We start from the raw sequence: 21,902 nt of genomic DNA, 5'->3' as shown, positions 1-21,902 counted from the left end.
CTTACGCCTCCGGCCGCCGGCGCGGCAGGCCTAGCATCTCGCGGGCTTCGGCGGGCGTCGCCGGCTCCATACCGAGCTCGCGGATGATACGGACGATGCGCTCGACCAGTTGAACGTTCGTGGCAGGCTCGCCAGGGCGGTAGTGCAAGTTGTCCTCGAGGCCGACCCGTACATGGCCGCCCAGCAGAAGCATCTGCACGGTCGCGGGTAGTTGCGCGTCTCCCGCCGCGCTGACCGTGAAGAGCGACTGGGATGGCAGGAACTCCACCATCACCTGGAGCATCTTCGGAGAGTAGGGGACAGCACCCTGGAAGACATGATGGAGGCCGAGGCAGAGATTGACGAAATAGGGCGGCTCGTCGAGGCCCTCGTCGATGAGCGTGCGCATGTCCTGCAAGAGGTGAGCAGGACTGAACGCTTCCCATTCCGGCTTGATCCCGCGATCACGCAGGCGCTGCGCGAATTCCCGAGAGCGCGTCGGCGACGCCGTGAGCAGGGTATCGCGTCCACCAAGGGTCGCGAGCACGGTCATAGCGTTCAGTGTCACCATCTCGGCACCGCCATCGGCGGCCTTCATGCGCTCCTCCAAGGCGACTTCCCACAAGCCATCGGATACAGGCCGAGCCATGTCGCCGTTCAGGCCCCCACCGCCGGAGTTGTTGAGGACGATGTCGCAGCGTCCACGAATGAGTTGGTTGATGCGGCGATAGATCTCCGGATTGCAGGTCGCGCTGTCGTCGGCATTGCGCGCATGAAGGGCGGCGACGCTGGCGCCCGCGTTGAAGCAGCGCACCACGTCCTCGGCGATCTCCTCCGGCTGGGTCGGCAGATGAGGATTGTGCGCCTTCATGGCGAAGCCGCCGGTCGGCGCCACCGTAACGATGACCTTGCGCGTTGCCATCACGCTCTCCCGGATTCGAGGGCGGTGTGAGTGCGTTCCTTGTCGGTGAGACCAAGCGGCGCGGCTTCCGCCGCCAGCCCGCCCCGCAAGGCTTCCAGCCAGACGACGACCGCTTCGGCTCCTGGGTCCGGGTGGCCGACGGCGCGCGCTCCGAGATAGCTCGATCGGCCGCGGCGCGGCTGAAGCGTCGCCGTGCGTGCGGCCCCCTCGCGAGCTGCCGCCACCGCTTCGCCCAGAGCTTCCGAGAGGGCTCCACCCCGCTCCGCCGCCTGCCGGAAAGCCGCTGCCGCGGGAACGAGGGCGTCGAGCATCGTGCGGTCGCCCACGTCCGCGCCGCCGAGCGCGGAAATGCCGCGGCATGCAGCAGCGAACGCGTCCGCCCATGCTGTGACAGTCAGTGCGTGGGGCCCGTGGATGGCTTCTGCCGCCCGCAGAGCGGCGACGGCATAGAGTGGCCCGGACGTGCCGCCAACAGACCGGCGGAGGCTCGCCGATATCAGCCGCAGGACTGTCGCGGGCTCTGTGAAGTGCTCGTCCACGAGGTCGCGTTCCAAGGCGGTCGCGCCGCGTGCGAGCGCGAGCCCGAGATCGCCGTCGCCCACGGCTTGGTCGAGCGCCGTCAGCCGATCCTGTGCGCGCCTGACGGCTTCGGTTACCCGGTGCAGCAGCGCGCGGCGCATGGCGCTCACGAGCGGGTCGCAGCCCGGATCGGGAGGTGCTGTCTCGTCCTTCCGGCGTGGGCTGAGCCGGGTCGCGGATCCCGAGGGCCAGCCGGCCGGCGTGGCCGGCCAGGCCGCAGCAGTCGCCGGCGCGTCGAGCCGCGCGAGCCGCCCTTCGCCGAGCTTCATCAGGGACAAGGAACAGCCCTGCATGTCGAGGGCAGTGAGAAAGGTCCCGCACCAGGCGCGTCTCGCCTTGATGCCGAAGGCATCGAGGAGCGAGAGCGCCCGGCGCGCCACGATGCCGAGCTCCATCGTCGGCGTGCCGCCGAGATTGTTCACGAGGAGGGCAACCTCGTCGCCCGCGACGATCTCCCGGTCGCGAAGAATTTGCTGGAGGAGTTCCGCCGTCAGGTCATCGGCCGAGCTGAGCCGCGCGCGTCGCGCGCCGGCTTCGCCATGGATGCCGAGGCCGAGTTCGACCTCGTCCGCCGCCAGATCGAAACTGGTGCTGGCCGTGCCCGGGACCGTGCAGGGAGACACAGCGACTCCCATCGTCCCGACGGAAGCCGCGGCAGCGGCTGCCTCCGCCCGCACAGCCACGAGCGGCAGGCCGGCTGCCGCCGCAGCACCCGCGACCTTGTGCACCAGGACCGTGCCGGCGACGCCCCGCCGGCCAGCGCCGGCACCCGCCCCGAGCGCGACATCGTCCTCGACAAGCACCATCTCGACGGGGATTCCCTCGGCGCGCGCCACCTCGGCGGCGAGGCCGAAGTTGAGCCGATCGCCGGTATAGTTTTTCACGATCAACAGAACGCCCGCAGGGCCAGCGACCGCGCGGATCGCGGCGAGCACCGCGTCTGTGCTGGGGGATGAAAAGACGTCGCCGGAAACGGCCGCGGTCAAGAGGCCGGGGCCGACATAGCCCGCATGCGCTGGCTCGTGACCGGCACCGCCTCCCGCAATCAGCGCGACCTCCCCGCGCTCGGCGACATAGGCCGTGTCGGCGCGCAAGACGATGTTCTCGCCGTCGAGCAGGGTGAGCCCGCTATTGAGCGCGACGAAGCCGTCCAGCATCTCGGCTACGACGGTCTTTGGGTCGTTGATGAGCTTCTTCATCGCAGGTCCTTTGGCGCGGCTTCGCGCGCCTCTCGCGTTCCCGAATGCTCCTGGAGATTTCGCCTCACGCCGCGGAGTTCGGCCTCGGAATGCCCAACATGACGCGTGCCTCGGCGGGCGTGGCGATCTCGCGGCCCATGCTGCGTGCGAGCTTGATGATGTGACGGACGATATCTGCGTTGCGAGGCTTGCCGCCCAGTTCGAGATACGGGTGATCGCCGAGCCCGAAGGAGAGGTGGCCGCCTTCGGCGATCGCCATGGTGACGACGGGTTGGATGCTCCCCGGGTAGACCACGGTCGTCCATTCGACGGGCCCGTTCTGCGGGAGGAAGTCGAGATGGGCCGCGAGCCCTTTGTAGTTGCCGGGATGGCCCGCGAGCAGGCCACTCTCCGACATCAAGAGAGCGAGATAGGCTGGGCCCTTGATCAGCTTCATCTCCATGAACGCTTGGACGGTCCGCGTGCAGCCGATGTTCCAGCAGGTGTGGATGGTCTTCACACCCGCAGCCTGGATTTGCTCGGTGAAATACTTGAGCAGGCGCGTGGGGTTGTGGAAAACCAGGTCGTCGGTGACGAAATTCTTGATCTCGGCGGAGTAGACGTCGACATTAAGGGTTCCCATGTCGACCGGAGCGATGTCGGGCCGCGTCAGCGGGTTGCGCGCGAGTTGCAGGACGTTGTCGACGCGCCTTTCGGCTGGAGTGAGGGTGACGTAACCGAGCGTGGAGTGGACGAGCACGTCGCCGGCCCTTTCGCGAATGCGGGTGATCGTCTCGGCATAGGTCTCGATGCTGTTGGCCGGCTCTCCGGTCCGTCCATCCCGACCGTGGAAATGCACACAGGTAGCCCCGGCCTCGTAGCACTCGGCGGCATCTTCCGCGATTTCCGCAGGCGACCACGGAACATTGGGATTGTCGCCCCGCATCGCGTATTCGTTCATACGCACGTCTATGATCAGCTTCTTGTTCATCTGATTGTCCAGTTCTCGAAGTAGATTCGGCCGGGCGGGCGCCGGAAGCCGGGAGGTGAGACCAGCGGCCTATCCCGTTAGGCGTTCGAGTCGAGCCAGGTTTGCGATGTCACGCCGCCATCGACGACGAGCGATTGTCCGGTGATGAAGTCGGCGTCGTCCGAGGCGAGGAAGAGCGCCGCATTGGCAACATCCCAGCCGGTGCCCATCTGGCCGCGGGGGATCTGCCGATTGCGCTTGGCCATCATCTCCGCGAAGTCATCGGCGCCGTAGGCGTCCTTGAGCATCGTGATCATGGGTGTTTCGAGAAACCCGGCGGTCACCGCATTGCAGCGGACGCGCTGCCGGGCATATTGCAAGGCGATTTGCTTCGTGAAGGGGTCGACCGCGCCCTTCGAGGCGGCATAGGCCAGCAACGGGACGCCCGTCCAACGCAGCCCGGCGATCGCGCCGATATTGACGATGGCGCCGCCCCGTCCCTCGCGTGAGTATTGATCAAGCATTACGGGAAGGACCGCGCGGCAGGTCAGGAACATGCTCTTGATGTTCACCGCCATTACCCGATCCCAATCTTGCTCGGCTGTGTCCAGGGCCCCACCGACAACAGCGATCCCGACGTTGTTGTGCAGCACGTCGATACGGCCGAAATGCGCGAGGCAGGCGCGGACGATCCCGTCAACCTCTGCCGCGACGGTCACGTCGGCGACATGGGCGACGCAGGTGCCTCCTTCGGCTGCGATGATGACGCGCGTCTCCTCGGCCGCCTCGGTATTGCGGTCGACGGCGATCACTTTCGCCCCCTCGCGCGCAAACAGCACAGCGGCCGCCTTGCCGTTGCCCCATCCCGGCCCGACCGAACCGGCACCGGTCACGATGGCCACCTTTCCTTCAAGACGCGGTTTGCGTTCCGTCATCAAACTCTCCGGGTCACGACAAGGTCTCGGGTGCGATCGGCGGAAGCCGCTCAGCCGTTGCGGGCCACGCGCAGCGGCGCCGCCTCGGGCGCGGGCACCTCAACTTGAGGCGTCTCCATCTCGCCGCGGATCTGCCGCAGGATATGCGCCCGCAGTTCCGCGAAGATCGGCTCCGTCTTGGTTGTGATCTGATCGCGCGGTACGGGCAGCGAAATCCGAAGGGTTTCCACGACGCGAGCCGGCGATCCCCTCAAGACGACGACGCGGTCGGACATGTAGACGGACTCGTCGATGTCATGGGTGACAACGAGGACGGACATGCCGAGCTGGTCGCGAAGCCTGAGAGTCAGATCTTCGAGATCTGCCCGCGTCTGCGCGTCAACCGACGCGAAGGGCTCGTCCATGAGCAGAAGCCGCGGCTTGCACGCGATAGCCCTGGCGATCGCCACGCGCTGCTGCATGCCGCCGGACAACTGCCAGGGATATTTGCTCTCGTTGCCGCCGAGGCCCACGGCATCGATCGCGGCGAGCGCCGTCGCCTGCCTTTCCTTCTTGGATGCGACGCGATTGCGCAGCGGCAGGATGACATTGCCGAGGACGCGCTGCCACGGCATGAGCGAGCGGCTGTAGTCCTGAAACACGAGGGCCACGTCGCGGTGCGGCCTGTCGATCGCCGTGCCGTTGAGTTCGACCGTGCCTGACACGGGTTTCGCCAGGCCAGCGATGCACCGCATCAGCGTCGACTTGCCGACGCCGGACGGCCCCACGAGGCAGACCACCTCGCCACGATCGACGGCGCAGTCGAGATCACGGAAGATGACCTTCGCCTGATCCCCCGAGCCGTAGCTCATGGACAAGCCGGAAATACGAAGCACTGTCTTCTCCCTTATCGCGTTGCCGAACGATCGGCGGCACCCCGACCCCAGTGCCAACGCAGCAGACGCCGCTCGAAGACGGTCATGAGGGTGTTCAGCGCATAACCGACGATGCCGAGCATCAGCAGAGCGGCCCACATCTGGGGCATGTCCCAGCCCTGGGTCGCGGCGAGGATCACGTAGCCAATGCCCTCGGTCGAGGCGAAGAGCTCGCTGCCGACCGTCGCGACGAGGGCGATTGACACGGCGAGCCTCAACCCGGCGATGATCTGTGGGCTCGCCGCCGGCAGGACGACGCGGAACAGGATATCCAGCCTGTCTAGCGTGAGGCTCCGCGTCACTTCGCGAAGCGTCGGGTCAATGTTGCGCACGCCCTCCGCCGTATTGAGGAGCACGGGCCAGACCGCACCAAAGGTGATGATGGCGATCTTCTCGATGTCGCCTGTCCCGAGCAGCATGATGATCAGCGGGATCAACGCGATGATCGGGACGGCCCGCATGACCTCCAGCAGCGGCATGACGTATCTGGCGATGCTGGAGAGCCCGAGGGCAACCCCCAGCGAGACGCCGATCGCTGTACCGATTGCGAAGCCGGCGCCAAGATTGCGCAGGCTCGGCACGAGATCGGAATTGAACCGCGCGAAGACCCAATCCGTGCCGAAGCGCTCCAAGATTACGGCGAGCGGCGGAAAATACAACGACCGGCTGTCGAGCGAGGTGAGCCACCAGAGGAGGACGACGAGGCATGGCAGCCACACTTCGGCGACGACCTCGCGGATCCATTTTCCCATCATACGCGCCCCCTAGAAGCCGGCTTCCAGGGTACGACCGCTGTTTCGACGAGGTATGTCACCACCGTCATCGCCACACCGAGGCTGATCGCCGTCAGTGTGTAGGCATAGACATCCAGGACAGCGCCTACGCTCTGAGCGACAGCGATCGCGGAGCCGACGCCAGGAACGAGGGTCAGCACCTCGACCCCGATGCACAACAGCAGTCCCATGATCGAGGCGAGCCGCAGGCCCGTGATGAGATACGGCAATATCGCCGGCAGGATCACGCTGTGGACCTTCGTGGCACTCGAGAGGCGGAGCGACCGGCTTGTCTCGAGAACCATGGGGTCAATATCGCGAATGCCGTAGCTGACCTGGAGCATGATGGGCCAGACCATGGTCGGCACCGTCACCATCAGCTCCGTGTAGCGGCGTGCGCCGAACAGCAGCAGGGCGAGCGGAATGAGACCGAGCGGCGGCACGCTGCGCAGCGCGTCAATTAGCAGACGGGAGCTGCGATAGGCGAAGTCGCTGGAGCCGATGAGAACGCCGATGGGCAGGGCGATGACGATTGAGAGGCCGAGCGACGCGGCCCAGCCGGCCAGGGTCTCGCCGATGCGGTTCGGAATGTCGCCTTGGACTGTGAGTTCGACAATTCGCGCCATCGTCGGCCAAAGCGGTGGCAGAATCTCTGGGCCGATGCCGCCACTCCTGGTGAATCCTTCCCAGAGGACGAACGGCAGCGCCAGAAACAGTGCCTTCATCAGGGCATTGCTCGCCGCGAGGAGCAGCGGCTCTGCACCCACGGAGCGCACGGCCGATGTCCACGACTGAGGCGGCCCTGGTTGTTCGGCAGCGCGCGTCATTGGGTCAGCACCAGAGCAGCCGGATCGACGGTGCCCTTCAAGAAGCTGTATTGCTCCGACAGCCTCTTGACGGCGGCCACCTGATCCACCGTGACCTCGGCCCGAAGCTTCGGCAGGGCTGAAGCCTTGGCATCCGCCTCCGGCGTGTTGAACCATTTCATGAGCGTGCCGGGTATGGCTCCGAGATCGCCGAGCGTATAGCCGATGCTCTCCTTGATGGCGGCCCTGAAGCCCGCGATCTCGGCCTCGTGCGCCCCTGCGTAATCGCGCGAGGTAATCAGAACGAGCCTCGGCAAATCCGGGAACGCCTGGAAGTTCGGGTTGCCAAAAGGGGCGGCGAAGCTGCCCGTCGCTACGAAGGAGCTGTAGAATGGATCATGCACGACGGCCGCCTGCACGTCGCCGTTGAGCAGTGCGCCTCTCATCGCGGCCGGCGGCAACACCGTGAATCTCAGGGATTTCGAATCGCCGCCGTGCTTGTCGATTGTGATCCTGGCCGCCAACTCGTCAGCGCTATTGAGGGCCACGACGGCGATGGTCTTCCCATTGAGCTCAGCCCCAGTGGTCGGCCCGTCCTTCAGCACGATGAGGCCATCGGGGTCGGCGCCTGAAGGCCCTTGCGCCCAGACGCTCAATCCCGAGACGATCGCCAAAGGCAGTCCTGCAGCAGCCGCCGAGACGCTGTGCTGCAGCGAGTTCAACGCGATGTCGACCTGGCCGCTGATGGTCGACTGAACGATCGAAGCCGTCGAGAGCGTGGTGACGGAAAGCTTGATGCCATTTCTGGCGAAGATTCCCTGGTCGGCACCAAGCAAGAGGACCGCAGCATCGGTGATTGGAAAGACGCCTAGGCGCATGTCTCGCACTTCAGATGTGGGAACACTCTGTTGCGCCCGTGAAGATGCGATCGGAAACATTGCCAGTGCGGTTGCGGAGGTGCCCGCGGTGATCAAGTCGCGGCGCGTGGGGCGTCGGTCACAAGCCATGTTCTCCTCCCTAGCCTCACTCTCGATCGGTGATGCCTTTATATTTACAATACGTCATGTATATGAAATTGAACCGGCGTGTCAAGGGGCATGTGAGGGCTCTCCGCCGCTCCTCTGACCTTCGTCGCAGAGCCCGGCACAACGGCTTCTCTATTTACGATGCAGCGTGTATACCTAATCGTGCTGCAGCTGCATCCAGAGGAGAAGTGATGGCGTCCCGCGCTTCGACACAGCCTGCCCCGAGGCCCGAGCCGGAAGACGGCACGGCGCTCAAGTCGCGGCCGCGTCGGCCGCGCGGACGTCCGCGGGAATCTGGAACGGATGCCGCGATCAATCAGGCTGTGATCGAACTCCTGGCGGAGGTCGGTTACCAGCGGCTATCCTATGATCTCGTCGCACAGCGCGCGAAGGCGACGCGGCCGACCGTCTACCGCCGCGGCGCCAACAAGGTCCTCCTCGTCCTCGGCGCGCTCATCGAGCACTACGGAACGGATCCGACTCCCGATACGGGTTCGCTGGCAACGGACCTCTTTGAACTTCAGAAGTCGCAAATTCGCTTCTGGAACGATCCAGTTATTGCCGGGCTTTTTCCGGGTCTCCTCGCCGATATCAGCAATGACCCACAGCTCGCGGAGACCTGGTGGCAGAGCTTCATCGCGCCGCGCCGCGCCTCGACCGCACGCGCTCTCGAGCGGGCGAGACAGCGCGGCGAGCTCAAGGGCTCGCCCGACCCGGAATGGATCTGCGATCTCATAACCGGTCCCCTCATCTGCCGAGCCTTTCTCGGTGGTTACCGTAAACTGCCTGAATCCCTCGCCGAAGAGACCGTGAAGATCGTCCTTAAGATGTACGGCAAGGCTAAATGAACATCGCCGACTGTCGTTAAGGCTTGCCGTCTCCACCGCATGATCGCCAGCTGTCAGGTGGAGTAGGGATATCTGCACCTCATGCTACAACGAACGTGCCGAACATGAACCGTTCCGCCATGGTGTCCTTGCTGCAGGCGCTCATGCTAGCGGCGAATTTGGCATCAATCACCAGTTCAGCCGACTGCGCTGGAAGAACGATCCGACTCGCAGAATGGCACCGCAATTGCAGCTTTGCACTCAGTTCGTGCTTCGTCATTGCGGTAGCACAACCGCAGCCGGGTCTACGAAACTCCTGGTGAAATTATACTGTCGAAAGAGCCTTTGGATTTCGACGACATGCTCCGCGGTAACCTTGCCCCGCAGTTTAGGCATTACCGAGGCCTGCGCTACCGCCGCCGGCGTTCCGAACCACTTCATCAGGGTTGCGGGGATCGCTTCGGGGTGGGCTTCCGCGTAGGCGATGCTGTCGCGAACCGCGGCATGAAAAGCGCTAATTTCTGCTTGATGGCTACTTGCATAGGACTTGGAAGTGACGAACACGTGGCGAGGAAGGTCGGCGAACGCCTGGAAATAATGATTGCCGAACGGCGCCGCAAATTCTCCAGTCTCCATGAATGAACTCAAGAAGGGGTCATGTAGCGCAGCAACTTTGACCTGACCGTTCATAAGGGCGACCTTCATCGCTGGAAATGGCAAGACCGTGAATTTCAGCGTGCGCGAGTCGCCGCCGTGCTTGTCAATCATTACCCTGGTCGCCAGTTCATCGGCGCTGTTTAAGGCGGCGACAGCCACCGTTGCACCGTTAAAGTCCGCACCCCTTTTCGGCCCGCTCTTTAGCACGAGAAGGCCGTCGGGGTCGCGACCGGACGGGCCTGGAGCGTTTACACTGAGACCTGAAACGACAGTCAAGGGCAGTCCGGCGGAAGCAGCAGCTGTATTGTGCTGCAACGAATCGAGCGCGATGTCCACTTGGCCGCTCACTGTGGACTGCGAGATCGAAGCATTCGCGAGCGTCGTTACGGACAGTTTGAGCCCATGTTTAGCGAAGATCCCCTGATCGAGCCCCAGCAAAGGAACCGCAGCCTCGGTGATCGGAAACACACCTAGGTGCACCTCCCTCATCGCTGAGCTTGAGTTCTCCTCGGCTTGTGACACGCCCGCCGGGCTGGCCGTCACCAAGCCTGCTGCTACGAGGCCGACCATCGCGCGAACAACAAAGCGCCGACCCTGCGAGAATTCATCCAGTGTCATGACTTCCTCCCTCCGGGGCTCTCTTATTCAAATCCGCCGTCGACAGCGATGAACTGTCCGGTGATCGACCGGGCCGAATCGCTTGCGAGAAACAGCACCGTGTCTGCGATCTCCTCAGGCTCAATGAGCCGTGCGGTCGCCATGCGTGAAACCATATGCTGAAGCGCTTCGTCTTGGGTGATGCTGCGCAGTTCCGCGTACTTTTCTACGCTTCGATACAGCCTTTCCCCCTTTACGATGCCCGGAATGATGGCATTCACCCGCACACCTTCCGTGCCGACTTCACGCGCGAGTGCCGCCGTTAGGCCGAGTACGGCCTTTTTCGAGCTCACATACGGCGACCGATCGCGATAGCCAACTTTCGCGGCTGCAGAAGAAAAATTGATAATGCAACCACTCTTGTTCTTCAGCATTTCTGGCAGAATCTCTCGAGTCGTTATGAAATGCGACGTAATATTTACATCAAAGCTCTTTTTCCACTCAGCTGTCGAGATTTTTGTCAAAGGTGCGACAGGGCCGAGCACGCCGACACCATTGACCAATAGCCACACCGGGCCGACCGTTTTCGTAAGCTTTAGGATCTCCGCTTCTTCAGCGAAATCGCATTTGAAGAACCGAATCCCCAACTCGGATGCCAGCTGTGTTCCGTTGTCTTCATCAATATCGGCTATCGCGACATCGTAGCCACTGGCCGCCGCCTTTCTTGCGACAACAGCACCTATTCCAGTTGCGCCACCTGTTATGAGCGCGATCTTCCTCATGATTAGCTCCATTTGGTTTCGATGGTTGCGAGCTGCGCGCGCACGGCAGGACGATTGAAGAAGCGAAAATTCTGATCTTCCGAAGCGTCGATAACCCGCTCCAATCTCATGCGTCACGCTGCGCGGCGCTGTGAAAGCGCGTCGAGAGCGACGGCGGAAATTACGATTACGCCTTTGACGATGAGCTGAAGGTTTGAGTTCAGGGCAAGCGCGTCAAAGAGATTGGTCAGCGTGGCGAGGATGAGCATGCCCACGGCAGTTCGCCAAACAGCACCCGCCCCGCCGAAAAGCGAAGTCCCTCCGATGATGACCATGGAGATCGCATCGAGTGCGATGGTGCCACCGATATCCGCCTGACCCATGCTCAAGCGAGACGCAATGATCATTCCGCCCAAAACGGAAAGTACGCCGACCAGGACATAGGTAGAGATGCGCAGGCGATCGACCGGCAGGCCGGCAAGATGCGCGGCCTCAGCATTCCCCCCGATCGCGTAGAGGGAACGGCCATACACCGTCTTCGATAGGACGGCGCCGCCAAGAACAAAGACCACAAACATCAGGAGTACCGAGATCGGCGTTCCCGCCAAGCGACCGGCACCAAGCGTCGAAAAGGCTGGATCATCCACAATGATCGGCGCCGAGTGGGAATATAGGAACGCGGCGCCTGCGAAGATCGAGCTTGTGCCCAGGGTTGCGACGAACGGGTTGACCCTCAGTTTGGTGATGACGAGGCCGTTCAGGAGTCCAGCAAGAACGCCAACCAACAGCGTGACGGCGGCGGCAAGTGGAAGAGGTAGACCCTTCGCCTGAGCCGCATAAAAAGTGGCTCCCGCGGCATAGAGCGATCCCACCGACAGATCGAAGCCTCCGGCGATCATGACGAATGTCATGCCGACGGCGATGATGCCGACAGGCGCGTTCTGACTAAGGATATTGAGAACGTTCCCAATATCGAGAAAGCCGGGATAGAGAAGTTGAGAGAGCGCCACGAGCCCGACAAGAACCCAAACCATTGCAAACCGCGCGAGGAAGCTTCTCACTCCGCCGCTCGTAGCGGGTTGCGTGCTGGAAGCCTCATGCGGCGACGGATGAACGGGTTCGGTCACCTGCGATTTGGAAACAGCATGAAGCTCAGTCATGGTCCGGCTCCGTCGCAAACGCCTTGTGCAACATCTCGGAGACCGATGCTCCGCCATTAAGCCAGCCGACCGACCGGCCCGCCGACAGGACGAGGATGCGATCGGCGACACCGGCCACTTCCTCGAGATCAGACGAGACGATGACAATCGACAATCCCTCCTCGGCAAGCCGTCGGAAGGTTGCGAGGATTTCCTCCTTCGCGCCGATATCGATGCCCCGCGTCGGTTCGTCGGCTAAGAGCAGCCGTGGCCGCCGATGGTTCCAGCGGGCGAGCAGCAATTTCTGCTGGCTGCCGCCCGAGAGCGTTCGCGCCGGCTTCATCAACCGAGCCGGATCGAAGCCGAAGGCCGAGACGAGGCTGCCCGCGCGCGCTGTCATCCGTCGCTCAGAGAGGACGCCCGCGGTCGCAACCGATCCGAAGTCGCTCAACAGGATATTCTCGCGTGCGCTCATGCTGAGGGCCAATCCCTGTCCCTTGCGGTCCTCCGGCACGAGGGCGATCCCGAGCGCAAGCGCCTTATTCGGATTTCGCGGCAGGGCATATTCTTTACCTTCGATCACCAGCCGGCCGGCTGCACGAGGTTCGAGCCCGGCGAGGGCACGCAACAGCGTCGTCCGCCCAGAGCCCACGAGACCCGCAAGGCCGACAATCTCTCCCTCCCCGACCGTGATTGCCGCGTCCTCGATGAGCCCGGGGACGGTGATGCCGCTGGCCTCCAGGAAAAGCCTCAGCGAGAACGGCCTTCCTTTGCGTCGAGGTGCAGAGGCTGGGGCATGGCCCAGCATTGCCCTGACCAGCGCCGGCTTCGTCCATTCGCCGCGCTTCGCCGTTCGTACCAGACGGCCGTTGCGGAACACCGATATGGCGTCCGCCAGATCGAGCACCTCGTCCAGATTGTGGCTCACCAGAACCATGGTGACGCCGCTCGCGCGGAGCTCCTTCAAGCGCCGGAACAGCGTGTCTCGCTCGAACGGGGGCAGGGCCGCCGTGGGTTCGTCGAGAAGAATGATCCGGGCTTCGGCTTGCAACGCCCGTAAGATTTCCAGGATTTGGTGGTCGGCGATGGAGAGCCGGCCCGCCTGCGTTTCCGGCGCAATGCAGGCGTCGAACCGCCCGGCGAGTTCGCGAAAGCGCGCTCGCATCGCGCTGTCACTCATGATCCCGTGGCGGACGAGAGGCTGTCCGAGGAAGACATTGTCGGCCGCCGAGAGCGTTGGGACGATGGTCAGTTCTTGATAGATGGCGGCGATCCCCGCCGCCCGCGCTGCGCGCGGCTCGCCCGGAGACAGCGCTTGGCCGAACACTTCCACATGGCCTTGCGAGGGCGACAATCGACCGGTCAGGATGCCGAGCGTGGTCGACTTGCCCGCCCCGTTCTGACCGACGAAGGCATGCACGGTTCCTCGGTCGATGCTGAGATCGATGTCGGCGAGGACTGTGGTCGGGCCGAAGGCCTTGCCGACCCGCGAAAAGCGGATCGCCGGCGGTTCGGCGCTGCTGGAGACATGCAACTCTGGCGGCATCAGTCGGACTCGGGATTGAACGCGTCGACATTCGATTTGTCCACGATGCCGGCCTGCTTCTCCGGCACGCCGTCGCGCGGCACGAAGTGTGGCCCCGGCTCGCCGGAGTGGGCCGCCGCCAGCGCCTCTACGGCTGCCCTGATAATGCTGCGGGCATATTGCGGGAACGTGAGCTCGATCCAGCCGTCCTTGACAGCCTGCCTGGCCCAGATGGTTCCGCCGAAATCATAGATCTTTATCTCGCCGGGCGATTTCCCAGCGTTCTTGAGCGCCGCCACCGCGCCCCGCGTGATGGTCGAATAGACGACGAGGATGATGTCGATATCGGGGTGCGACTGAATCATGTTCTGCGTCTTCTGCAGCCCCTGGGGCGGGGAGTAGTCGGTCCGCCAGATCCCGACCACCTCGAATTCGGGATTGGCCGCCTGCGCCTCCCTCAGCGCCTTCTCCATATTGACCGCATTGGGGACGAGGTCGGGACCTGAGAGGACACCAACCTTGTGCTTGCCGGGATTGAGCTTGACGATGTGGTCAATCCAGAGCTTGTAGGAATCGTATGACTGTTGGCCGCCGACGAAGTTAAGCGTCCCAGGCGCCCACTGCTGGTCACCAGACAGCGTGCCCCGGTTGCAAAGCTGAACGACGGTGATGCTGACCAGGATGCCGGCCTTTGGAGCGTCTTCGCTCAAAATCTTACAGAGGAGCTGTCCGTCCAACGGCTGCACAAGAAAGGCGTTGAAGCGGCCGCTCTGGATCGCATTCTGTAACTGATTGTATTGCTTAGTCGCGGACCAGCCACTGTCGAAGAACTGGACCTCAGCGCCCACCTTTGCCGCCGTCTCGCGCAAAGATTCAAGGTTCGCCTGAAGGAAGCTATTCTCGGACGGGGCGAAATACGCCAACTTCAGTGGCTTGCCCGGATCGACCGGCACCTCGATGCCATTGCCGACGTCGATGAGCTGCGAGTCGGCCCATGCCATCGGGGACCCAGAAAGCAGGTGCGCGCCGACCGCAAACGCCGACGCAAACCACGTCGTCATCCTCATTTCGTTCCTCCCTTTTGATCTTGTCGTTGTCGCGGCTCTTCGGGCCGGTTCGCCTATTTGAACGTCATTCCCTCCATACGAAGCGCAGGTCGCCGCCGCTGCTGGTGAAACGGCCGGCGGAAGGGTCTGGGAAGTGTGCGGGAAGAATGAGCGTATCTGTATCGACGTAGGTTTCGACGAGACGCCGGCGCGTCACAGCGGCCTCAGCCGGATCGGCGTCGCCGCCCATCGGCATGCCGAGATCTAAGAGCTGTATCGGATGATGGATGACGTCGGCGGAAAGTACCGCGTGACGTTCTTCCGATTTCGTATGGATGATCACCTGGCCGGGAGAATGGCCTGCCGCGCTCTCGAACCAGACGCCCGTGGCGAGCTCATCGTGGACACGATGATCAAGGGAGACGAGGTCGGCTTGGCCGGCTTCCGCGATGGGCAGGACGCTGTCCTCGAATGAGCGAGCGACATCAGCGGCAACCGGGTCGGCGGGCCGGCTTGCATGAAGCTGTTCGTATTGCGCGAAATCGACAGCGCTCATGAGGTAACGCGCGTTCGGGAACGTCGGCACCCAGCGCCCGTCGGCGCACTGTGTGTTCCATCCGGTGTGATCCGGATGAAGATGCGTGCACAACACGACATCGACATCTTCGGGACGAACGCCGGCTGCCGCCAGATTCTCCAGATATCGCGTGTCGAGCTGGTGATGGGCTGGGAGCGCCGGACGGTGCTTATGGTTGCCACTGCACGTATCGACCAAGATCACCCGGCCCTTCGCACGAACGACGTAACTGTGGAAGCTTAAGAAAAGTTCGCCGGTTGCGCGGTCGATGACGCCCGGATCCAGCCAGCAAGCACTTTTCCGCACCTGGGTGCGGTTCAAGGTCGGAAACAGCGTGTCCGGTGCGAAGCGGCATCGCTCGCATTCGACAACGCGGTCGATCGTCAACGAGCCGAGACTCATCGTCCTACTCACACAATCCTCCCTCAGGCCTTGCGAGATCGGCAATTCGTGGCCGCGAACCATTTAGTTTACAATACGACCTGTATATTAATTTATACCAAGAGTCAATGCGCGACGTGACCATCCGGGTTCCCTCGCTGATGATTGGTGCGGAGGACGACGTGGTGCTCACCCCAGCCATGATGGATGGGACGGAAACGTATGTTCCCGACCTGGAGAAGCATGTCATCGCCAATTGGACGCAGCAGGAGAGACCGGCGGCGCTCAATAAGCTGGCCATCAGCTGGCTGAAGCGACGCTGCCCCACATGAGGCGCCGGTCAACACCGATCCAAGAATCGTCAGCAGAGTGTCAGTGACCGGATCGTTGACCAGAAACTATGCTGCGAGCTGGGGTATAGTATCTTCGACCAACCGCTCTATGGCCCAGCCCTGCCGCTGTGTTGTATCGGAAGGTGCAGAATTTCGGGCTCGATGCTAAAGAATAGGCTCGAAGCCGGTGGTGATCAGATGATCGCGCCTCCCCGCTGATGCGATCTACACGCCGAACGTGATGCCGCTCCTGCGGTACATCTCGCGGATGATCTTCAGCATCAGCGCGATCTCCGGCGAGCGGTCGTCCTTGCGGTGGCTCATGATGATCGGCGTCAGCGCGGCCTCCTCGTCCAGCGGCCGGTAAAGCACGCCGTCGCGCTGCAACCGGGCCACGCCCGCGGGCACGAGGCAGAGCCCGGTCTCCGCCGCCACCAGGCCGAGCGCCGTCTGCAGCTCGCGCACCTCATGCACCACCGTCGGCTTCAGGCCGCGGTCGCGGAACAGCGCCAGCACCTGGTCGGCATAGCTCGGCCGCGGCGCCTTGGGGTAGATGATCAGCGGCTGGCCGGCGAGGTCGCCGAGGCTCAGCGCGTCCGCCCCCGCCAGCAGCGGATGGGTTTCGGGCAGCGCCACGATGATCCGCTCGTTGCGCAGCAGCACCCGCTCGATCAGCGGGTCGTCGAAGGGAATTCGGCCGAAGCCGACATCGATCCGTCCTTCCTTCAGCGCCGCGATCTGCTCCAGCGTCGTCAGCTCCAGCAGGGTCAGTTCGACCCGGGGGCGGGCGGCGCGGTAGCGGCGGATCACTTCCGGCAGCTTGCCGTAGAGGGTCGAGACCACGAAGCCGATGCTGAAGCGCGGGATCTCCGCCTCGCGCAGCCGGCGCATGATGGCGTGGATCTCCTCCATATGGTCCAGCGCCCGCACGGCCTGCTCGTAGAGAAGGCGGCCCGCCTCGGTCAGCCGCACCGGCCGGCTGCCGCGCTCGAACAGGGTGACGCCCAGCTCGTCCTCCAGCTGCCGGATCTGCCGGCTCAGCGGGGGCTGGGCGATGCGCAGGATCTCCGCCGCCCGGGTGAAGTTCCGCTCGCGGGCTACGGCGACGAAGTAGCGGAGCTGCCGCAGATCCAAGACGATACCTCCAGGGTATGGATTCGACCAATTTAGTCTTGGACCCTGCCCGGCAGAAGGGGCGATCGTTCCGGGGCCAGAAGAACGAACGGCCAGGGTATCGCCACAAGACCGGCCCTCCGGTCCGCCGCGGACCCAGGCGGAGACCAGGGGAGAGACGCGCATGCTCGATACCGCCCGCCAGGTCCTCGACACCGCCCTCATCGAGGATGCGGCTGCCGGCCTCTACCGCTGCGCCCGGGATATCTTCACCGATCCGGAGCTCTTCGAGCTCGAGATGAAGCACATCTTCGAGGGCAACTGGATCTACCTGGCGCATGAGAGCCAAATCCCGAACCCGAACGACTATTTCACCACCACGATCGGGCGGCAGCCCGTCGTCATCACCCGCAGCCGCAGCGGCGAGCTGAACGCCTTCGTCAACGCCTGCAGCCATCGCGGCGCCATGCTGTGCCGGTTCAAGCGCGGCACAAAATCGACCTTCACTTGTCCGTTTCACGGCTGGACCTTCAGCAATACGGGCAGGCTCCTGAAGGTGAAGGACCCGGACGGCGCCGGCTATCCGGACGGCTTCAACTGCAACGGCTCGCACGACCTGACCCGCGTGGCGCGGTTCGACTCCTATCGCGGCTTCCTGTTCGGCAGCCTCAACCCCGACGTCGCGCCGCTGCACGAGCATCTGGGGGAGGCGGCGAAGATCATCGACATGATCGTCGATCAGTCGCCGGACGGGCTGGAGGTGCTGCGCGGCTCCTCCACCTATGTCTTCGACGGCAACTGGAAGCTGCAGACCGAGAATGGCGCCGACGGCTACCACGTCACGGCGGTGCACTGGAACTACGCGGCCACCACCAGCCGGCGCAAGCAGGCCGAGAAGGTCGACAATGTCCGCGCCATGGATGCGGGCGGCTGGGCCAAGCAGGGCGGCGGCTTCTACTCCTTCGAGAACGGGCACCTGCTGCTGTGGACCAACTGGGCCAACCCCGAGGACCGGCCGAACTGGGGACGGCGCGAAGAGCTGGCGGCGCAGTTCGGCGAGGCGCGGGCGGAATGGATGGTGCGGCGGTCGCGCAATCTCTGCCTGTACCCGAACGTCTATCTGATGGACCAATTCAGCTCGCAGATCCGGCACTACCGGCCGATCGCGGTCGACAGGACCGAGGTCACCATCTACTGCATCGCGCCGAAGGGTGAGGACCCCAAGGCGCGCGCCCACCGCATCCGGCAATACGAGGATTTCTTCAACGCCAGCGGCATGGCGACGCCGGACGATCTGGAGGAGTTCCGCGCCTGCCAGATGTCCTATCTCGGCCGGGCGGCGCGCTGGAACGATCTCAGCCGCGGCGCAGTCCACTGGATCGAGGGACCGGACCCGGCTGCCCAGGCGATCGGCATGAAGCCGCTGATGAGCGGCGTCCGCACCGAGGACGAAGGGCTGTTCGTCCTCCAGCACCGGCACTGGCTGGAGACGATGCAGCGCGCCGCTGCGGCCGAGGAGGCCAAGCGATGACCGCCGTGATCGAGAGGCTGTCGGTCGAGGAGGTGCAGCAGTTCCTGTACCGCGAGGCCCGCTATCTGGATGACCGCGACTGGGATTCCTGGCTGGCGCTCTATGCGCCGGAGGTCGAGTTCTGGATGCCGTCCTGGGACGACGACGACCGGCTGGTTACCGATCCGCAATCCGAGATCTCGCTGATCTGGTACGGCAGCAAGGACGGGCTCGAGGACCGCGTCTTCCGCATCCGCACCGAGCGGTCGAGCGCCACCAGCCTGCCGGAGCCACGGACCTCGCACAACATCAGCAATGTCGAGATCCTGGAGCAGGGTGGCGGCGCCTGCCGGCTGCGGTGCAACTGGGTGACTCTCAGCTACCGCTACAAGACGGTCGACACCTATTTCGGCACCTCCTTCTACACGCTCGACACCACCGGGCCGGAGCCGCGGATCACGCGCAAGAAGGTCGTGCTGAAGAACGACTACATCCACCACGTCATCGACATCTACCACATCTGACCGCGCGCGACCGGAGGATCGGAGCCATGAGCCACACCATCGCGCTGAACTTCGAGGACGGCGTCACCCGCTTCGTCGAGGCGCGGCCCGGCGAGACCGTCGCCGACGCCTCGTACCGCGTCGGCATCAACATCCCGCTGGACTGCCGCGACGGCGCCTGCGGCACCTGCAAATGCCGGGTCGAATCCGGCGCCTATGACGGCGGCAGCTATATCGACGACGCGCTGACGGCGGAGGAGGCGGCCGAAGGGCTGGCGCTGGCCTGCCAGGCGCGGCCGAAGTCGGACCTGGTGGTCGCCGTCGCCGCCTCGTCGCAGATGTGCAAGACCGGCCGGCAGTCGGTCGAGACCCGCCTCGTCTCGGTCGACCGGTTGTCCGACACCACCATCGCCTTCTCGCTCGAAGGGACGGACGGCTTCGGTTTCCTGCCGGGGCAGTACGTCAACGTCCAGGTGCCGGGGACCGACCAGCGGCGCGCCTATTCCTTCAGCTTGGCACCGGGTTCGGACCGTCTGTCCTTCCTGGTCCGGGACATCCCGGGCGGGCTGATGAGTGGCTTCCTGCGCGACCGCGCCGAGCCGGGCATGGCGATCGGATTCAGCGGGCCGGAGGGCAGCTTCTACCTGCGCGAGGTGAGGCGGCCGCTGCTGTTCCTGGCCGGCGGCACCGGCTTGGCGCCGTTCCTGTCGATGCTCGGGCGGCTGGCCGAGGCCGGCACCGGCGGGCACCCGGTCCATCTGGTCTACGGCGTTACCAATGACGCGGATCTCGTGGCGGTCGACCGGTTGGAGGACTTCGCCGCGCAGATCCCCGACTTCACCTTCGCCAGCTGCGTCGCGGCGGCGGACAGCTCGCATCCGCGCAAGGGCTACGTCACCGGGCATATCGAGGCCGGCCAACTGAACGGCGGCGAGGTCGACGTCTATCTCTGCGGCCCGCCGCCCATGGTCGACGCGGTCCGCGGCTGGCTCGGCGAGCAGGGCATCAAGCCTGCCAACTTCTACACCGAGAAGTTCTCGCCCAGCGCGTCCGCCGACGCGCCCCGTCGGCAGGCGGCGTGAGATGGCCCGGTTCGCCGGCAAGGTGGCGATGGTGACCGGGGCGGCGCAAGGTATCGGCCGCACCGTCGCCCTGCGGCTGGCCCGGGAGGGCGGGCGCGTCGCCCTGGTCGACCGGTCCGAGCTGGTCGAGGAAGTGCGGCAGGAGGCGGCGGCCGAAGGCGCCGAGGCACTGACCGTGATCGCCGACCTGGAGACGTTCGGCGGCGCGACCACTGCGGTGGAGCGAACGCGGGCGCGGTTCGGGCGGGTCGACATCCTGGTCAACAATGTCGGCGGCACGATCTGGGCCAAGCCCTATGCAGAGTACCAGGAGGCGCAGATCGAGGCGGAGATCCGCCGCTCGCTATTCCCGACGCTGTGGGGTTGCCGCGCCGTGCTGCCGGCGATGCTGGCGCAGGGCGGGGGCGTGATCGTCAACGTCTCCTCGGTCGCCACCCGCAGTGTCAATCGGGTGCCCTATGCCGCGGCCAAGGGCGGGGTGAACGCGATCACCGCCTGCCTCGCCTTCGAATACGCCGCGCATGGCATCCGCGTCTGCGGCGTCGCCCCCGGCGGCACCGAGGCCCCGCCGCGGCGCATCCCGCGCAACCCGGCGCCGCCGGACGAGCGCGAGGCCGGGTGGTGGCGCGAGGTGGTCGACCAGACCGTCTCCTCCAGCCTGATGCACCGCTACGGCACCGTGGAGGAGCAGGCGGCGGCGATCCTGTTCCTGGCATCGGACGAGGCCTCCTACATCACCGGCGTCACCTTGCCGGTGGCCGGCGGGGATCTCGGCTGACGACCCGCCACCAGACAGCACGAAGCCGCAGCGAGCGGCGATCACGGAGGAGAACGCCATGAGTGACAGCCTGCTGAACAGCCCCGAGGTCCGGTCGCTGCTCGACAAGGTCAGCGGCCTCGGCCAGGACGCCGGGGATGCGCGGCTGAAGCAGATCGTGCACCGCGTCGTGTCCGATCTGTTCCGCACGATCGAGGAGTTCGACGTCCAGCCGGACGAGTTCTGGTCGGCCATGAGCTACCTGACTTCTCTTGGACAGGCCAATGAGGTCGGGCTGCTGGTCCCGGGCCTCGGCCTCGAGACCTTCCTCGACCTGCGCCTGGACGAGGCGGAGCGGAAGGCCGGGATCGAGGGCGGCACGCCACGCACGATCGAAGGCCCGCTCTATGTCGCCGGTGCGCCGCTGTCCAAGGGCGAGGCCCGGCTCGACGACGGCAGCGAGACGGGCGAGGTGCTGTTCATGGACGGCCAGGTGCGAGACGCCGACGGCAACCCGGTCCCGGGGGCGATCGTCGACGTCTGGCACGCCAACACGCTGGGCGGCTATTCCTTCTTCGATCCATCGCAGACGAAGTACAATCTGCGCCGGCGTATTGAGACGGACGCCGAAGGGCGCTACCGCTTCCGCTCGATCCTGCCTTCGGGCTACGCCTGCCCGCCGGACGGGCCGACGCAGAAGCTGCTCGACCGGCTCGGCCGCCATGGCCGCCGCCCAGCTCACATCCACTTTTTCGTCTCGGCGCCGGGCCACCGCAAGCTCACCACCCAGATCAACATCGACGGCGACGCGTATCTCCACGACGACTTCGCCTTCGCCACCCGCGACGGGCTGATCCCGGCGGTGCAGCGCATCGACGATGCGGCCGAAATCCATGCCCGCGGCCTGAATGCGCCCTTCGCCCGGATCACCTTCGACTTCGTCCTCAACCGTGAGGCCGAGAATGCGCCCGGCACGGTCGTGCACCGCGCACACGCCGAGGCGGCCTGACCGTA

General features: G+C 64.5%; 22 protein-coding genes. 7 read left to right on the top strand and 15 right to left on the bottom strand.

Going from position 1 to position 21,902, the window contains the following annotated elements; all coding sequences use genetic code 11:
* Nucleotide 1 precedes the first annotated feature (1 nt).
* The 8 genes from KXR53_RS10315 to KXR53_RS10280 form a co-directional block, all read right to left on the bottom strand.
* Complete coding sequence (locus tag KXR53_RS10315; protein ID WP_437375041.1) at nt 2–901, bottom strand: 3-keto-5-aminohexanoate cleavage protein; 900 nt, start codon at nt 899–901, stop codon at nt 2–4.
* Nucleotides 901–2,679 (bottom strand): dihydroxyacetone kinase subunit DhaL, encoded by a 1,779-nt coding sequence (dhaL, locus tag KXR53_RS10310; protein WP_437375040.1) that lies wholly within the window; start codon nt 2,677–2,679, stop codon nt 901–903. The genes KXR53_RS10315 and dhaL overlap by 1 nt, the downstream gene beginning before the upstream one ends.
* Before the next feature lie 64 nt (nt 2,680–2,743).
* Nucleotides 2,744–3,649, bottom strand: coding sequence for a 3-keto-5-aminohexanoate cleavage protein (locus KXR53_RS10305; RefSeq protein ID WP_437375039.1), 906 nt, complete (start codon nt 3,647–3,649; stop codon nt 2,744–2,746).
* 77 nt (nt 3,650–3,726) lie between these two features.
* A complete protein-coding gene (locus KXR53_RS10300) occupies nt 3,727–4,563 on the bottom strand; it encodes an SDR family NAD(P)-dependent oxidoreductase (protein WP_437375038.1) in 837 nt (278 codons plus the stop codon).
* A 50-nt stretch (nt 4,564–4,613) separates the two neighbouring features.
* Nucleotides 4,614–5,438, bottom strand: a complete 825-nt coding sequence (locus tag KXR53_RS10295) for an ABC transporter ATP-binding protein (RefSeq protein ID WP_437375037.1) — start codon at nt 5,436–5,438, stop codon at nt 4,614–4,616.
* 11 nt (nt 5,439–5,449) lie between these two features.
* Entirely contained in the window at nt 5,450–6,229 is a 780-nt protein-coding gene (locus KXR53_RS10290) for an ABC transporter permease (protein ID WP_437375036.1), read from the bottom strand.
* Nucleotides 6,229–7,026: an ABC transporter permease gene (locus KXR53_RS10285; RefSeq protein ID WP_437375035.1), complete on the bottom strand. Its 798-nt coding sequence runs from the start codon at nt 7,024–7,026 to the stop codon at nt 6,229–6,231. The genes KXR53_RS10290 and KXR53_RS10285 overlap by 1 nt, the downstream gene beginning before the upstream one ends.
* A 47-nt stretch (nt 7,027–7,073) precedes the next feature.
* The gene (locus tag KXR53_RS10280) at nt 7,074–8,063 is read right to left on the bottom strand and encodes an ABC transporter substrate-binding protein (protein WP_437375034.1); all 990 of its coding nucleotides are present in this window, start codon (nt 8,061–8,063) and stop codon (nt 7,074–7,076) included.
* A gap of 209 nt (nt 8,064–8,272) precedes the next feature.
* Here KXR53_RS10280 and KXR53_RS10275 point away from each other — a divergent pair, with 209 nt between their 5' ends.
* Nucleotides 8,273–8,929, top strand: a complete 657-nt coding sequence (locus tag KXR53_RS10275) for a TetR/AcrR family transcriptional regulator C-terminal ligand-binding domain-containing protein (protein WP_437375033.1) — start codon at nt 8,273–8,275, stop codon at nt 8,927–8,929.
* 255 nt (nt 8,930–9,184) lie between these two features.
* On the opposite strand, the gene KXR53_RS10270 is transcribed toward KXR53_RS10275, so the two are convergent.
* From KXR53_RS10270 to KXR53_RS10245, 6 genes are all read right to left on the bottom strand, one after another.
* Entirely contained in the window at nt 9,185–10,183 is a 999-nt protein-coding gene (locus tag KXR53_RS10270) for an ABC transporter substrate-binding protein (RefSeq protein ID WP_437375032.1), read from the bottom strand.
* Between the two features lie 23 nt (nt 10,184–10,206).
* Entirely contained in the window at nt 10,207–10,944 is a 738-nt protein-coding gene (locus tag KXR53_RS10265; RefSeq protein WP_437375031.1) for an SDR family NAD(P)-dependent oxidoreductase, read from the bottom strand.
* 113 nt (nt 10,945–11,057) lie between these two features.
* Nucleotides 11,058–12,083 carry an ABC transporter permease gene (locus KXR53_RS10260; protein WP_437375030.1) on the bottom strand — a complete coding sequence of 342 codons (1,026 nt, stop codon included), beginning with the start codon at nt 12,081–12,083 and terminating at the stop codon, nt 11,058–11,060.
* The gene (locus KXR53_RS10255; protein WP_437375029.1) at nt 12,076–13,608 is read right to left on the bottom strand and encodes a sugar ABC transporter ATP-binding protein; all 1,533 of its coding nucleotides are present in this window, start codon (nt 13,606–13,608) and stop codon (nt 12,076–12,078) included. Before KXR53_RS10255 ends, KXR53_RS10260 begins: the two co-directional genes overlap by 8 nt.
* Nucleotides 13,608–14,654 (bottom strand): sugar ABC transporter substrate-binding protein, encoded by a 1,047-nt coding sequence (locus KXR53_RS10250; protein ID WP_437375028.1) that lies wholly within the window; start codon nt 14,652–14,654, stop codon nt 13,608–13,610. Before KXR53_RS10250 ends, KXR53_RS10255 begins: the two co-directional genes overlap by 1 nt.
* A 64-nt stretch (nt 14,655–14,718) precedes the next feature.
* Entirely contained in the window at nt 14,719–15,612 is an 894-nt protein-coding gene (locus KXR53_RS10245) for an MBL fold metallo-hydrolase (RefSeq protein ID WP_437375027.1), read from the bottom strand.
* A 107-nt stretch (nt 15,613–15,719) separates the two neighbouring features.
* Here KXR53_RS10245 and KXR53_RS10240 point away from each other — a divergent pair, with 107 nt between their 5' ends.
* A complete protein-coding gene (locus tag KXR53_RS10240) occupies nt 15,720–15,923 on the top strand; it encodes an alpha/beta fold hydrolase (RefSeq protein WP_437375026.1) in 204 nt (67 codons plus the stop codon).
* 225 nt (nt 15,924–16,148) lie between these two features.
* On the opposite strand, the gene KXR53_RS10235 is transcribed toward KXR53_RS10240, so the two are convergent.
* Entirely contained in the window at nt 16,149–17,057 is a 909-nt protein-coding gene (locus KXR53_RS10235; RefSeq protein ID WP_437375025.1) for a LysR family transcriptional regulator, read from the bottom strand.
* Nucleotides 17,058–17,220: 163 nt separating this feature from the next.
* Between KXR53_RS10235 and benA the strand changes: the two genes are divergently transcribed.
* Genes benA through catA form a run of 5 tightly spaced genes read left to right on the top strand, consistent with a single transcriptional unit; the run spans nt 17,221 to nt 21,897 of the window.
* On the top strand, nt 17,221–18,567 hold the full coding sequence (benA, locus tag KXR53_RS10230) for a benzoate 1,2-dioxygenase large subunit (RefSeq protein WP_437375024.1): 1,347 nt from the start codon (nt 17,221–17,223) through the stop codon (nt 18,565–18,567).
* On the top strand, nt 18,564–19,070 hold the full coding sequence (gene benB / locus KXR53_RS10225; protein WP_437375023.1) for a benzoate 1,2-dioxygenase small subunit: 507 nt from the start codon (nt 18,564–18,566) through the stop codon (nt 19,068–19,070). The genes benA and benB overlap by 4 nt, the downstream gene beginning before the upstream one ends.
* A 26-nt stretch (nt 19,071–19,096) precedes the next feature.
* Nucleotides 19,097–20,131: a benzoate 1,2-dioxygenase electron transfer component BenC gene (benC, locus tag KXR53_RS10220; protein WP_437375022.1), complete on the top strand. Its 1,035-nt coding sequence runs from the start codon at nt 19,097–19,099 to the stop codon at nt 20,129–20,131.
* A 1-nt stretch (nt 20,132) separates the two neighbouring features.
* Nucleotides 20,133–20,909: a 1,6-dihydroxycyclohexa-2,4-diene-1-carboxylate dehydrogenase gene (locus KXR53_RS10215; protein WP_437375021.1), complete on the top strand. Its 777-nt coding sequence runs from the start codon at nt 20,133–20,135 to the stop codon at nt 20,907–20,909.
* A gap of 58 nt (nt 20,910–20,967) precedes the next feature.
* Nucleotides 20,968–21,897 carry a catechol 1,2-dioxygenase gene (gene catA, locus KXR53_RS10210; RefSeq protein ID WP_437375020.1) on the top strand — a complete coding sequence of 310 codons (930 nt, stop codon included), beginning with the start codon at nt 20,968–20,970 and terminating at the stop codon, nt 21,895–21,897.
* The last annotated feature ends 5 nt before the right edge of the window (nt 21,898–21,902 follow it).

Source organism: Inquilinus limosus, from assembly GCF_051487185.1.
GTDB classification, from domain to species: domain Bacteria; phylum Pseudomonadota; class Alphaproteobacteria; order DSM-16000; family Inquilinaceae; genus Inquilinus; species Inquilinus limosus_F.
Note: the sequence above shows the minus strand (reverse complement) of the source record. Positions and strands in the feature narration are given on the sequence as shown.